Source organism: Streptomyces polyasparticus (genome assembly GCF_014493765.1).
In the GTDB taxonomy this organism is placed as follows: domain Bacteria; phylum Actinomycetota; class Actinomycetes; order Streptomycetales; family Streptomycetaceae; genus Streptomyces; species Streptomyces polyasparticus.
In genome coordinates this window covers 1-13,288 of sequence record NZ_JACTVJ010000030.1, presented here as the reverse complement: position 1 = coordinate 13,288, position 13,288 = coordinate 1, and the positions used below count along the sequence as shown (strand labels likewise).

13 protein-coding genes and 1 pseudogene are annotated in these 13,288 nt (G+C 68.9%); all 14 read left to right on the top strand.

Annotated elements, in window-relative coordinates; genetic code table 11:
- Positions 1 to 8: 8 nt before the first annotated feature.
- The 14 genes and pseudogenes from H9Y04_RS40660 (at position 9) to H9Y04_RS40600 (ending at position 13,079) form a co-directional block, all read left to right on the top strand.
- Positions 9 to 1,682: a lytic transglycosylase gene (locus H9Y04_RS40660; protein WP_187819290.1), complete on the top strand. Its 1,674-nt coding sequence runs from the start codon at positions 9 to 11 to the stop codon at positions 1,680 to 1,682.
- Entirely contained in the window at positions 1,679 to 2,152 is a 474-nt protein-coding gene (locus H9Y04_RS40655; RefSeq protein WP_187819289.1) for a hypothetical protein, read from the top strand. The genes H9Y04_RS40660 and H9Y04_RS40655 overlap by 4 nt, the downstream gene beginning before the upstream one ends.
- A gap of 26 nt (positions 2,153 to 2,178) precedes the next feature.
- Complete coding sequence (locus tag H9Y04_RS40650; protein WP_187819288.1) at positions 2,179 to 2,802, top strand: hypothetical protein; 624 nt, start codon at positions 2,179 to 2,181, stop codon at positions 2,800 to 2,802.
- Between the two features lie 188 nt (positions 2,803 to 2,990).
- Positions 2,991 to 3,545: a GntR family transcriptional regulator gene (locus H9Y04_RS40645; RefSeq protein ID WP_187819287.1), complete on the top strand. Its 555-nt coding sequence runs from the start codon at positions 2,991 to 2,993 to the stop codon at positions 3,543 to 3,545.
- Entirely contained in the window at positions 3,493 to 3,702 is a 210-nt protein-coding gene (locus H9Y04_RS48715) for a helix-turn-helix domain-containing protein (protein WP_438818214.1), read from the top strand. Before H9Y04_RS40645 ends, H9Y04_RS48715 begins: the two co-directional genes overlap by 53 nt.
- A gap of 32 nt (positions 3,703 to 3,734) precedes the next feature.
- The gene (locus H9Y04_RS40640) at positions 3,735 to 3,887 is read left to right on the top strand and encodes a hypothetical protein (protein ID WP_187819286.1); all 153 of its coding nucleotides are present in this window, start codon (positions 3,735 to 3,737) and stop codon (positions 3,885 to 3,887) included.
- Positions 3,888 to 4,104: 217 nt separating this feature from the next.
- Entirely contained in the window at positions 4,105 to 4,911 is an 807-nt protein-coding gene (locus H9Y04_RS40635) for a TnsA-like heteromeric transposase endonuclease subunit (protein ID WP_214662155.1), read from the top strand.
- Positions 4,908 to 7,055, top strand: coding sequence for a DDE-type integrase/transposase/recombinase (locus tag H9Y04_RS40630; protein ID WP_187819285.1), 2,148 nt, complete (start codon positions 4,908 to 4,910; stop codon positions 7,053 to 7,055). The genes H9Y04_RS40635 and H9Y04_RS40630 overlap by 4 nt, the downstream gene beginning before the upstream one ends.
- A complete protein-coding gene (locus tag H9Y04_RS40625) occupies positions 7,052 to 8,350 on the top strand; it encodes a TniB family NTP-binding protein (protein ID WP_214662154.1) in 1,299 nt (432 codons plus the stop codon). Before H9Y04_RS40630 ends, H9Y04_RS40625 begins: the two co-directional genes overlap by 4 nt.
- Positions 8,351 to 8,377: 27 nt before the next feature.
- Positions 8,378 to 10,240, top strand: a complete 1,863-nt coding sequence (locus tag H9Y04_RS40620) for a TniQ family protein (RefSeq protein WP_187819284.1) — start codon at positions 8,378 to 8,380, stop codon at positions 10,238 to 10,240.
- A gap of 191 nt (positions 10,241 to 10,431) precedes the next feature.
- A pseudogene (locus H9Y04_RS40615) lies at positions 10,432 to 10,761 on the top strand (PHP domain-containing protein); the annotation flags it as partial.
- A gap of 399 nt (positions 10,762 to 11,160) precedes the next feature.
- Positions 11,161 to 11,388 (top strand): ACT domain-containing protein, encoded by a 228-nt coding sequence (locus tag H9Y04_RS40610; protein WP_187819282.1) that lies wholly within the window; start codon positions 11,161 to 11,163, stop codon positions 11,386 to 11,388.
- A 386-nt stretch (positions 11,389 to 11,774) separates the two neighbouring features.
- Positions 11,775 to 11,987 carry a DUF6233 domain-containing protein gene (locus tag H9Y04_RS40605; protein WP_187819281.1) on the top strand — a complete coding sequence of 71 codons (213 nt, stop codon included), beginning with the start codon at positions 11,775 to 11,777 and terminating at the stop codon, positions 11,985 to 11,987.
- A 522-nt stretch (positions 11,988 to 12,509) separates the two neighbouring features.
- Positions 12,510 to 13,079 carry a transcriptional regulator gene (locus H9Y04_RS40600; RefSeq protein ID WP_187819280.1) on the top strand — a complete coding sequence of 190 codons (570 nt, stop codon included), beginning with the start codon at positions 12,510 to 12,512 and terminating at the stop codon, positions 13,077 to 13,079.
- The last annotated feature ends 209 nt before the right edge of the window (positions 13,080 to 13,288 follow it).

The following is a 13,288-nucleotide window of genomic DNA, read 5'->3' as shown; positions in this document are numbered from 1 at the left end:
TCTAGTCCGTGCACCACGACCGCGCCCGTCTCTTCCGCGTCTGCCGCCACACCGCATGCGCCCTCGCGCTCGCCGCGACCCTGACCACCGCGGCGTCCGCCGTCACCACCCCCACCGCTGACGCGAAGAACCTGATGCCCGACGAGACCTCCGCCCAGGCGCAGCAGCGCGGCCCCTACCGCACCGAACTCCCACCGCTGAACGGGCATCCAGGCACCACCCATGAGTCCAAGCAAGCTCCGCCTGAGGCCGACTCCGAGACGGGGATACCGGCCGCAGCGCTGGCGGCCTACCGCGCCGCGGACGAGATCATGGCCACCACCGACCCGAACTGCCACCTGGACTGGGAACTGATCGCTGGCATTGGCCACGTCGAGTCCGGCCACGGCGCCAGCTACGGACTGAAGGACGACGGCACGACCGAGCAGCCGATCCTCGGCCCGCGCCTGGACGGCAGGGAGTTCGCGCTGATCCGAGACACCGACGGCGGACAGTACGACGGCGACCCCGAGTACGACCGGGCAGTTGGGCCGCTGCAGTTCATCCCCTCCACCTGGAAACAGTGGGGCGCCGACGGCGACGCCGACGGTCAGAGGGATCCGGGCAACATCAACGACGCCGCCCTCGCCGCCGGCTTGTACTTGTGCGCCGGCGACCGCGACCTCGCCAAGCCCGACCAGCTGGACGCCGCGATCCTGAGCTACAACAACTCCCGGACGTACGTGAATACCGTGCTCGCCTGGATGCGCCACTACCAGCAGCACACCCCCACACCCACCGGCGAGAAGACGTCCAACGCCCCACGCAGCCCGCGATCTACGCCGCAGGAGCCCAAGCCCAGCGTCCCGCCGCGGACGCCGACACCATCCAAGCCCGACCGCGAGGTACCCGCACCGCCGCCGGTGACCAAGCCCAAGCCGACCCCGGCACCGCCGAAACCAGAGCCCGAGCCGGAGCCGGTCCGCCCCAAGCCAGTCACCGAACTCGAACGCGTCGGCCCCAAGCAGTTGACCGCCCAAGCCAGACACGCATTCGCGGTCCGACCCGAGACCACCGCGCGGCGCAGTGACGGCACACCCGCAGCCGGTATCCAGGTCCGCTACGAAATCACCGGCACCACCGACACCCGCTTCGCAGGCGGTACGCGCGTGGTCACGGTCACCACTGACCGGCGCGGCACCGCGACCGCCCCCGTACTGAACGCCGAGACCAAGACCGGCACCTTCACCATCCGCGCCCACACGATCGCACGCCCCGAGATCGAGACGACGTTCCAGGCGACCGTCACCGCACCGCCGGCCGACCAGCTCACCTACGTCGATGAACTCCCACTCGAAGCCGAGATCGGCGAACTCCTGGCCGGTCCCGTCAAGTTCCGTGCTGCGCACCGCGGCACTCCCCTGGCAGGCGTCACACTCACCGCGACCATCCTGTCCGAACAGGGCGAACCCCTCTCCGAGGGCCCGTACTTCACCGATCCGGCCGGACAGCCGCTGCACACGGTGACGCTCGCCCCCACCAACTCGGAGGGTCTCGCGACACTGCCGGACCTGCTCGCCGGCGAGGTGCCCGGCACATACGTGCTGCGGCTGACCGCACACGGCGGCGCCCGCTTGGATGTGCCATTGACCGTTGACGCCGCCCAGGACGCTGACCGGCCCGAGCAGATGGACCGCTCATGAACAGTATCCGCTCGTCCACGCCCATCCAGCCGTACGCGCCCCGCCCCATGCCCTATCCCGCCGACATGCCCGCCTGCGTCACGGCCGCCCGCCTCGCCCTGTTCGTGGTGGGCGGCCTCCACCTGTGCAGTGGCGCCCTGGTGATGGTCAGCGCCCAAGCCGCCATCCCCCAACACCTGCTGGACGCACTGGGCCTCGACGGCTACTCCGCGGGCGCTCGGTTCGTGCTCGGTCTGCTGGCCCTGCTGCTCGCCACCGCCGTCTTCGCTCTCGCCGGCCGCATGTCGCGCGGACGGCTCGGCACCCACCTGTGCACGTGCATCCTGGGCGCACACATCGCGGTCGTCGGCGTGATCTACATGGCCGCCGGCCAGCTCATGTTCCTGGCCGACGTGGTCCTCGGCGCCGTGGCGGTCATCAGCTGTGCGAAGCCCGGCGCGAAGACGTACTTCCAGCGCCCCCGCTACTGACCGGCCCACCGCGAAGGATCGATCTCGTGCTGCCCCACTGGGTCCAGACCGCTGCCTTCGTCGCCGCCTGCTCACTTGTGGTGTGCGGGGTGACGGTGTGGGCCAACCTGCATCTCGCTCGCCATCGTGCCCGGTTGGAAAATGCGCGGTGGGAGAGTGAGCGGCTGCGGGCCTGTCTCATGCACCTCATCGAAGCAGCGAGCGCCGCCAACCGCTACCTCGCCGCGCTCCACACCATCGACCCCACCGACTTTGGCCAGCGCAAAGAACAGGTGATGGCCGTCCTCGCCGCGGTCAGTAGGGCCGAAGCTGAACTCGCCGCTGCCCACCGTCCGCCCGGCGCGGAGCGCGCGTTCGCGGCCGTGGAGCACGCCCTCGACGTCCTCGGTGAACTGATCACTGCCCCCAAAGCCGTGCTCCCGCCCGCGCCGGATGCCGATCCGGACGCCCGCGAGCAGCCACTCAGCCCCGTCATGAGCTCGTTCGCTGATGCCTATCGCACCCACGCCTGGGCGATCTGGGACGACGGCGAGCCCGTCCGGAAAGGCATTGCCGCCGCCGCGCGCCTTGCACGCCGTCCCCTCGACACCCTCGCCACCAGGCACCCACGTAGCGCCGCGTCCTCTGCCTCGACCGCGCATGACACGTAGCCGCCGCGCAGCTATGCCGCATTCCCTCGAGAGCAGGTCTATGTGAAGGCCCGTGTGGGCAACAGTCAACCAATGGTGTCCCGCGATATCCGTGCGGCAGCAACATCCGCCACCACCGTGTCCGATACTAGAATTTCGCCCTACTCTGTCTTGTTGAGGTAGTGATCTCGGTGACAGCGGACCACGCCATGAACCACCCGCACCGTGCGACCGCTCCGCACGCGCTCACCCCGCAGCGGCCGGTCCGGGAGTCTGGCGGCCTGCTCGCCGCGTCGCGACTGCAGGCAGCGAGCGGCGAGGATCCTCCCCGCTACCAGTTGATCGCCGAAGACCTCCTGGCGCACCTCACCGCGCCCCTGCCAGCCCGGGCGGTGCCCGCGGTAAGCGAGATCGCCCGCCGCTATCGCATCCCCTATGCCACGGCACAGTTCGTGCGCCGCGCGGTCCTCACGCGACTACGCCCGGCCGCCGACTGCGCCACCAGCGGCACCGCCGCAGCCTCCCGCCACGCGTGGCAGCGCGTCGCCGACGACTTGTCCCATCGCATCCGCACCGGGCAGCTCACCGGCACGTTGCCAACCCGGCCTGAACTCGCGGCCCAGTACCAGGTCAGCGTCGACACCGTCAGCAAAGCCGCCCACGCCCTCACCGACGCTGGCCTGCTCGCTCCCGCCAGCGCACGCGGCACCCGTGTGCTGCCCCAGCCCGTTCACACCGCACAGCGGAAGGACACGCCACGGTGAACCCCGGTCCTCGTACATATCTCCGGATTGCCGGCGCGTCGGCCGGTCCTACGGATTCACGCGAACCCTGCTCACTGAAGCGGGAATCGTCCTTAGCCCCCGTGGCATCTGTCCCCCAGCCACCGTGAGAACCGACACCACAGGGATAGCACGATGAAGCGTCCGCGCCCGGCAGGTTCGGGCGGGTCCATGCCGCTTAAAGACCACGGCGAGCTCTGCGTCACCAAGCCGCCCGGCGAGAGGGAAGAGGCCGCCGCGCGCCGCCAAGTCGCCGCGCACGCCCGTACACCAGACGATTGCCGGATGCTCCTGGCCGTTCTCGGCCTCGACACCGCTCGCTAGGGCTCGGGCTGTGACCGGTCCGCGCTTGTGGCCGCCCAACGGATCGGGGCCACACGTGATCACGGCACCGCCAGTCGTGTGGGAAGGGGAGGGCGTGGCATCGGGAAATCCTCGGATCGTTGAGGTGGGTTCGGGTCACACCGGCGGGATCGGCCCCGCCGCGAGTACCGCGGGTCCGGCTTTTGCGGCGAGGCCGGTGTGGTCGCATACGTGCGGCTTGGACGATCTCCTCGTCCCCTATGGCATCGGTGAGGACGCGGTCGCGGGCCTGGAGCTGGGCGAGGGATGGCCGCAGAGATGGAGTGCGTCCTGGCGAACCCCGGGTGCCGATCTCGTGTGTTCCATCAGCGAGTTGGCGCACGTGCCGGTGCAGGTGACGCGACCCGCACGTCGGTTCACGTGGCGCCAGAATCAGCGCCACCGGCCCGGGCTGAAGTTCGTGCAGGCGACGGCGCGGATGCACGGATTCGAGAGCTTGGAGGAGCGGCGGCTGCTGCTCGCCGTGGATTTCACGATGGCCGGCCAGCTGCAGGCTGTGCTCTCCCAGCCGGTGCGGCTGCGGTTCTTCAACCAGCGGGGGCAGCGGCTGGAGCACACCCCGGACTTCCTTGTCCTGGACGCGTCCAGGGTCGGCTGGCTCGTGGATGTGCGCCCTGCGGCCCTGATCGAGGGAGACGACCGTCTGCGATTCGCTGCGGCCTCATACGCTTCCGCGGCCGCCGGGTGGCGGTACACGGTGGTCACACGTTGGCGCAGCGAGGTCATGACCGGCCTGGACCTGCTGTCCGCGCGCCGCCGGCCGATGGCGGATCCGCTGGGCCTGATGGAGCCGTTGCGGGCCCAGCTCGAAGAGCGCCCGCGGCAGTTGGGCGAGCTCGTCGATGCGAGCAGAGTCCCGGCTATGGCCCGCTCTTTGCTGCTGCATGACCTGTGGCTGCGTCGCCTGGCTGTTGACCTGGCCCGTCCGCTGGGCGACGCGTCGTGGATCTATCCCGTCGGCAGTGTTCTCGGGGCGGGGGCATGACCGCTGATTCCAGTTCCCCGGATCGGGGCGCCGAGGAGCACGGTTCGCCCGCCGCTGAGTCTGCAGGCCACGGAAGTCGGCAGGCGGCGAGAGAGTCCGATCTCAAGGAGAAGGACTTCGAGCGGGCGCAGATTCGGCTGGCGCATCTGCTGGAGGTGGAGACCGGCTACCGCTCCGGCAGTCCCTTTTGGGCGGCGCCTGGGGAGCCGCGCCCCGCCTACGATCCGGATGCCACGACGCTGACCGAGCGGCGCCTCGCGAAGGTCGCCGAATTGAACGCCTTGGCACCGCAGGACGCGAAGACCCTGGGGTTGGGCGCGATCAGCTTTCGGACACTGGAGCGGATGGCGGCCGCGCACCGGGCCGAGGGGTTGCTCGGATTGGCGGACGGGCGCTGGACGCGGCGGCGCTCCGGGCACCGGTCGATCACCGAGCCGGTCGCGGAGGCGCTCAAGGCGGTGCATGCGGAGTCGTTACACCGCTCGAAGCTGTCGATGCGTACCAGGGAGCGGATGATCCACCAGTACGTGCGGGAGAAGTACGGCCCGGACGTGAAGATCCCGCACTACACCACGCTGGCTGGGGTGTGGAGGGAGTGGTTCGGCTCCAACGCGCCGCGGCAGAAGTATCTGCGCTCGGCAGCCGCGGTGGACACCGGGTGGGGGCGCGTGGCGATCTCCCGTCCCGGGCAGGTGGTGCTCCTGGACACGACGCCGCTGTCGGTGAAGGTCCTCGACGATGTGTTCGGCGAGCCGATCAGCGTGGATCTCACCCTGGCCCTGGACGCCTACACGCACAGCCTGGTCGCGTTCCGGCTGACCCCGGTGGCGGACGCGTCGATCGAGGTGGCGATGCTGCTGCGCGACGTGCTGTGTCCGTTGCCGATGCGCCGCGACTGGGGCGAGGAGATGGCCTGGCACTACCCAGGCGTTCCGCAGGCCCTTGTCACCGAGCTTGCCGGGCATCCGGTGGCGGCCCGGCCGTTCTTCGCTCCAGAGACGATCACCAGTGATCACGGCAGCGTCTACAAGAACCACCACCTCATCCAGGTCTCCCGAAGGCTCGGGGTGGATGTGCTGCCGGCGCGGGTGATGCGCCCGCAGGACAAAGCCGCCTGCGAGCGCGCCTTCGCCGGAATCCAGTCGCTGCTGCTGGAGTTACTGCTCGGCTACCAAGGCATCGACACCGCCGATCGCGGCGCCGACCCGGAAGGCGATGCGACGTGGACGCTGTCGGAAATGGAGCATCTCCTCGCCACGTGGATCGTGCGGGTGTGGCAAAACCGTGCCCTCGACCAGTACGCGCCCGCCTGGGACCCAGGCGGCACGCACAGCCCGAACACGCTGTTCGCCACCGCTGCGGCCCGCGAGGGTATCAGTCTGCAGGTCCCCGAGCCCGAGCTGTACTTCGAGCTGCTGCCCGTGAGCTACGTGAAGATCCACGGGCGGCGCGGGGTGAAAATCGGCGGCCTCTGGTACGGGCGGGACGCCGCCGTACTCGATCCGTATCGTTCGCGGCTGTCCGCACGCGGCGGCATGCACCAGGGGAAGTGGGCAATCAGCCGGGATCCGCGCGATGCGCGGCAGGTGTACTTCGAAGACCCCGCCACCGGCGATTGGCACACCCTGGCCTGGAACGGGCTACCGCCCGGCCAGGACATCCCGGCCTTCGGCGACGCCCGCGTGAAGGCGGTGCTGCAGGAAGCGGCACGCGCCGGGCTGAAACCCAAAGACGACACCGAACTGCTGCCGGTCCTGCTGGACTTGATCGCCCGCCACACCCCCGTGGAGGTGTGGCCGACCCAGCTCAGCAAGAAGCAGCGGGTCGAGAGGGCCCGCGAACTGGCCCGCGCCCGCGCCGCCGCAACCGATCGGCCTGCACAGCCCGTTCCGTCGCAGAGCACTCCGGTCCCGCAGGGGCCGGCGCCGGTGCTGCGCCCGGTGGAGATTGTTGAGCAGACCCGCAGCGCGCTGGCGGCGCAGCGCCGGCAGCGGCGCGAGCAAGCCCTGTCCGACCGGCCGAAGCCGGCCCCGCTGCTCGCCGACACCGTCCGCGCGCAAAACCTCTTTCTTCTGCCCGCGCAGGACAGCCATCCCAACAACGCGGATGCCGAAGATGAGGACGAGGGCGGGGAGCTGGCGTGAGTTCGGTGATGTTCGGCGACCTGGCCGACGGGGAGAACGGCTGGCACGGGTGGTCAGGGATGCCGGCGCAGCGGGACACCGTCGAAGGGTGGGACCTGTGGCGGCGCACACGGCACCAGTTCGTGCCCGCGCCCCGGTTGGAGCCGGCCCGGTGGCGGGGGATGCCCGCGCGGGAGAAGTCCCTCTACGACCTGCATCGGACCGCCACGCACGCCAACCTTCCGCTGCTGCACACACCGATGAGCCGACAGGTCGCCCGGGCATTGACGGCGAGGATGCGGGCGAACGCGTTCAAGTCGAAGCCGTCCACCCGGCCGGGGGTGATGGTCACGGGCGGCGGCTACCAGGGCAAGACGGAGACAGTGTGTGAGATCGCCGCGGCGTTCGAAGATTCCTGGCGCGAGTTGAACCAGGGCCTCAATCCGAACGACGTGCCCGGCGGCCATGATCTGTACGTGCCGGTCGCCTATGTGCAGACCCCGGTCACGGCGAAGCCGAAGTCGACGTGCAAGGCCATCTTGAACTTCTTCGGCGCTCCGACGAAGAACATGGACCTGCCCGACCTCGTCCACCAGGTCGCCGCCTCGCTGCACGATCACGGCACCCGCGTACTGATCCTGGACGACATCACGAGGCTGCGCATGCATCGGGCCGACGACCAGGACACGCTGGACCTGATCAGGGCGTTCATGAGCATGCACGTCACTCTCATCCTCGTCGGCGTCAACATTCCCGCCTCCGGACTCCTGCGCGAGGGCCGCACCGACCCGCGCACCGGCCGCATCGTGATGTCCTCGCGCAGCTCCGTCGTCCACGGGCTTGAGCCCACCCAGACCGAGCGGCGCTTCGACCTCGTCGAACTCGGCCGCTTCTGCTACGACACCGCAGCCCAGATCCAGGCATGGGTCGAGCACCTGGCCGGTGTGGAGGAGCAACTGCGGCTCATGAACGCACAGGCGGGGATGCTCACCGAGCACGGCATGCCGGAATACCTCTTCGAACGCACCCAGGGCGTGGTCGGGCTCCTCGAGCGGCTCATCGAAGACGGCTGCCAGGAAGCCATGGCCACCGGCACCGAGCAGCTCACCGAGGACCTCCTCGACGACATCATGCTCGACCTGTCCGGCGCGATCGGCCGCGACCCGGAAGCCGGCGAAATCCCCGCCGTGCCCAGCCCACCCGCGAAACGCAAGAAGCGGACACCAGCGAAGCCTTCGACGGCCAAGAAGTCCCGGCGCAATACCGTCTTCGACGACCACGGGCCCGGTGGCCCCGACCTCAAGCAGGGGGCCTGAGCCCTCGTGTCCTCGACGCTTCGCGCGTTGCCGCGCAGTATCACCCCGGTTGCGGGGGAGACGCTGGCGAGCGTCTTGATGCGCCTGTCGTACCGGCTGCGGACCACGCCCCTGGTGCTCGCCGACCGCGCCGGGCTGCGCTCGAGCCCCACCGCACCGGCCGCTCGCCTGGCCACCTACCAAGGCGTACGGCTGGACGAGAAGGCCGCCCAGGCACTCGCCCATGTCCTAAGGCTCGATCCCGAGGCCGTCCACCGGCTCACCCTGGCCGGGCAGGCCCCCGGCTACCCGCAACTGCACTCGCCTTACCTCGGGTTCCCCCGCGACCACCACATTCAACTGGTCCACGATGAATGGATCTTCACGCGGTTCAGCCGCTACTGCCCCCAGTGCCTCGCCGAGGCCGCCGACACGGAAGCACCCAGCCCCTGGCAAGGACTGTGGAAACTTCCGATCACCTTCATCTGCCCCACCCACCAGCGATATCTGCGATGGCGTTGCCCGACGTGCGACAGCCCGGCGCTGTCCACCGGCTTCAAGACCACCGGAGCCTGGCGGCCTCCGCAGCTGATCCCCTCACCCCGCACCCGCCTCCACCCCGCCCAATGCCGCAGCCGCCCGGCCGACTTGACCAATCCCCGCGGTAACGCCCCGTGGGCATGTGGCGCCCGGCTCGACCACGCGTTCCCTGGACCTGCGGCAGATCCGCGCCTGCTCGCCGTACAAGAACGCTTCCACCACCTCGCCACCACCCCGGGCGTCACAACCGTCAGCATTGGCCAAACGGCCACCGCCAGCCAGTACTTCACCGACCTGCGTACCGTGGTCACGCTGATCACCAGCACCTGGCCCACCGCCACCTACCTCCCCGTCCCTGACGGCCCCGCGGCACTCATGGCCCCACTGGAGCACGCGATGGCCACCGCCCCGACGCACCACACGACAGGACAGGTCAAACTGGGCGACCTCACCTCACCGCTCACGGACCCGCAAGCCGGTGCTGCGCTCCTCACCGTGGCCCATCAAATCCTCACCGCACCCGACGCCGCAGGCCGCCTGCGCACCCTGCTCGACGCCCGCGTGCCGATCCGACACGCCCGCGAAGGACTGCTGCGCCTCCTCGACCACGGCTCACCCGCACTGCGCGCCGCCTCCGACAGCCACCGCGCCGAGCTGACAAGACGCCGATACCGGACGCCCGCCTTCACGCCCCCGACCCACCACCGCGGACAGCTCGATGCGCGCCGCATCCCCCAGTGCCTCCCCGACGCTCACCTCGCCCACCTCGCCCACCTCGAAACCCGGCCAGCACCCCCCGCAGCGGTACGCCGTGCCGCAGCGATCCACCTCGTACAGATGGCCCTGCCCATCGGACACCGCGAAGCCCGCGCCTACCTCGGCCTGCGCCCCTCCAGCGCCCGCTTCAGCATGACCCTGTCCTGGCTCCAGTCCGGCGACAACGCCATGCGTTACCGCACGGCCCTCAGCGAGATCGCCGAAAAGATCATGGCCGACCCGGCCCCCATCGACTACCACCACCGGCGCGCAGCCCTACACCACTGGCACATCCCACCAGAGGACTGGGACGCCCTCATCCAACAGATCTCCCGCCGGCAGAACCCAGCCTCTCTGCGCTCCACCACCTGGACTCCAGCCCGCCACACCGGAGCATCCGCCACCGTCTGGGCGCACATCACCCACGGCGAGACCCGCTACGCACCGCAGCTCGCCCAGGGCGAACGCACTCACCACGATCGCGCCGTCATCGAAGCGATCAACCTCAAACGGCCGCGTGAACGGCTTCACGCCCTCCTGCGCGAACACCTCCGCGACTACGCCACCGCCCTCGCCACCCGCATCGACCGGAACACGCCCCACGGCCCACACTGACGCGCCCTTCCGTACGCACACGCGCCGCCATGTAAAACGCTCACCCGCCAACTAAAAGACGAAGTCACACCTGTCGCATCGTTCGTACCTGGGGGCTCAACGCGCTATCGTTTTCGAACAGACATTCGAACATCTGATCGGGGGACGGGGATCAGCCGGGCGAAAGGGGAGGAGAAGGGAGACCGTCGACCATGGCGGGTGTTACACACCTGCATGCGGCCTCCGGCTTCTCCGCCCGCTACGGCGCCTCTCACCCCGAGGCCTTGGTCCGCCGCGCCACGGAGCTCGACATGGGCACGCTCACGCTGACCGACAGGGACACCGTCGCCGGCGCGGTGCGCTTCGCGAAGGCCTGCGCCAAGTACGGCGTACGTCCCGTCTTCGGTGTCGAGCTCGCGGTGGCCGCACACGCTCCGGAGGAGGTCGCGAAGCGCCGTACGCCGGTCCGCGGCGGAGCTCACGTGGCGGAGCCGCCGCTGCGCATCACGCTGCTCGCCAAGAACATGCCGGGCTGGGCGCGGCGCCTTGACGCCGACGGCCTCGCCCAGGCCGTACGGGAGCAAGCGGCCCGTGCCGCATCCCGTTGGTCTGGTGCCTATCTCGGTTGATCTCGTCCGGTCCGCTTGAGGAGGACCAGATCAAGAGGGGCCGGCGGCCGTTCGGGCGATTCGCTGTGTGAAAACAGTGACACGGGCGCGGCTTGATCGTTTCTGTGGCGGTGTCCGGCGTACCGGGTCCGGCACCGGGCCCTTTCGTCCTCGGCGCGGATTGCGCAGGGTGGGCGAAGGCCCCTGGATCCGGATCGTGCGACACGCCCCCGCGCTGGGGCGCGGGGAGTTTCAACGATGTGTGGGCTGGTCGGCTATGCCGGTTTCGCGGGACAGGTGCCAAGGGGCACCGAGGACACATCCCTCAAGGAGATGACCGAGACCCTGGCGTGCCGGGGACCGGTCGCCTTCGTTACGACAGGCCCGCTGGTCCTGGAGAGCGACACCGTGGACGACTGGCGGTCCGGGCCCTTCACCCTCACATCACGGCAGTCCCTGAGCCTGGCTCTGCCTCAGGTTCCCGGGGCGGCCGTTGCCTCCCTCGAGCCGTTCGCCGCGGATCTCACGCTGGAGTCCCGGCTCGGAGGCACAGGACAGTAGCGCTCCGCTGGTTGGGGTCGCGGGCCGTTCGGAGAAGATCGACACGTGCTTGACCGACTGGGCACGGCAGCGTCGGCGCACGGCAGTTCACCGGGAAGCTCCACACCACTACGCGGGATCACCACCTGGCTGCGGCGGCGTCTCAGCAGTTCAGCGCATTCCGTCGGCGGACCCGTGGATGGCTGAACCGACCCGCCCACTCGTACCGGATCGTCCACCACCTGGCGCCGGCCGCCCTGCCCGGCCGCGGGGAACTCCACCGCGACGACTGTCCCCGACAGCCCGGACCCGCCGGCGAGAGCACCGGATTCGGGCCCGACGCCGCAAGGGACGCACTCGAAGACACCCATAGCCCCATCACGCCGTGCGGCCTCTGCCAACCGGAGGTGGTCCTGCTCGACCGAGCCCCCGCGACGTACCGAATCCAGAGGCTCCGCAAGAGCGACAACCGCGAGCAGCGCTACTACCTGCACACCAGCACCTACCTCGTCACCGATGGCGAAAAGATCGACGCAGCCGCGGCCACGTCAGCACTGAGCCGAGACGACGTCGACGCCTGCGACGGCTGCCACCCCGACAACGAACTGACCGGCACCTGACCACGATCACCACCACGACGCCGGTAGGGTCGGCGCCAACCTGTGCCGGAATGGAGCGCGTAGGCGAGGCCCGGCGCCCCCGAGATTCGCTCTGGGGTGGAATACCGCCGGGCCGCTACGCCCCCGCCCACGAAGGCCAGCGCCTCCTACGTACAGGCGCCCGCACCTTCAGTCCCCTGGAAGGATGCCGTCATCCTTGCGCGTGCAGGTGAAGGTGGTGTTGGAGAACAAGGTCCCGTGCGAAAGGGAAGGTCCACTTGCCCATAAGCGTCTCACCTTCCGGATTCGTGACTGGGATGCAGGTGTGGTACCCCTCGTAGTTCGTAACCACCCCACCGCCACCCATCCAAGCCATACACACTCGCAAACACACACTGCTATACAGCACCCCCACCGCTGCGCCCGAATCCTTCGGATTCCTCGAATACAATGCTCTCATTTGGCACTGAAAGGGCAATAAAATCAGGCGAGTTGAGGTAGGATGACGCATATCCGAATGCGATACAAAGGGAGGTTGATGAAATGCCGGACAGGACACACGAGTTCGGAAAGTATGGTGCACGCGGCGTCAAAGGCAGCGATGCCGTCGCCCGCCAGCTCGACGAGCTTGCCGGCTTCATCGCCACCCCGATCACCCAACGCCGCGGCCTGAAGGCCCGGTTGAATTATCTGACGCGGACCCCGCACGCTCTCCAGGCGGCCCATGCGGCCGGCCTGACCCTCACCGACCGCACCCTGAAAGCCTGGCAGACCGGACGCCGCCGGCCCTCCAAAGCAAACCTCGAAAAGATCGAGACTGCCTACCGCACCGTGCGCCGCCACAACGTGGCCCGCTACCTCCTCCAGCGCCTCAACAGCCGAGGCGGCACCCGCGTCGAGATCCACCCGCTCAACCAGTCCCAGGTCGACCGCCGCTTCCAACGCGTCCTGGAATACCGCACCCTGAACATCCGTCAGTGGGACACCATCATCCGAGCCTGGGCCGCCGGCGACACCAGCGCCCTGGACGAAGCCTGGATCGACTCGATCGTGGACCTCGGCTCCCAGTGGGGACAATACGAATACGTATCAGCCGTCGGGTTCGCAGCATAAAAAACCGATCAATTTGTCAAATACTGCAGCATTCAAAATAATTGACGGATCCTCACAAACCGGGGGAGACCCCGCCCCCTCGCTGCGTTTTGTGGTATCTGCGGAGCAGGTACCACCCGGAATTCGCGGAGCGAATTCCGCAGGCCGAATCGCGGAGCGATTCGAGCCACGGCCCGAAGGGCCGTCAATTCCCTTGCGGAGCAAGGGAA

What these genes read in the sequence shown, in the direction of transcription:
- H9Y04_RS40600 (WP_187819280.1), top strand. Translation starts at nt 12,510, where the DNA reads ATGCCGGACAGGACACACGAGTTCGGAAAGTATGGTGCACGCGGCGTC.
- H9Y04_RS40655 (WP_187819289.1), top strand. Translation starts at nt 1,679, where the DNA reads ATGAACAGTATCCGCTCGTCCACGCCCATCCAGCCGTACGCGCCCCGC.
- H9Y04_RS40610 (WP_187819282.1), top strand. Translation starts at nt 11,161, where the DNA reads ATGACCGAGACCCTGGCGTGCCGGGGACCGGTCGCCTTCGTTACGACA.
- H9Y04_RS40645 (WP_187819287.1), top strand. Translation starts at nt 2,991, where the DNA reads ATGAACCACCCGCACCGTGCGACCGCTCCGCACGCGCTCACCCCGCAG.
- H9Y04_RS40640 (WP_187819286.1), top strand. Translation starts at nt 3,735, where the DNA reads ATGCCGCTTAAAGACCACGGCGAGCTCTGCGTCACCAAGCCGCCCGGC.
- H9Y04_RS40630 (WP_187819285.1), top strand. Translation starts at nt 4,908, where the DNA reads ATGACCGCTGATTCCAGTTCCCCGGATCGGGGCGCCGAGGAGCACGGT.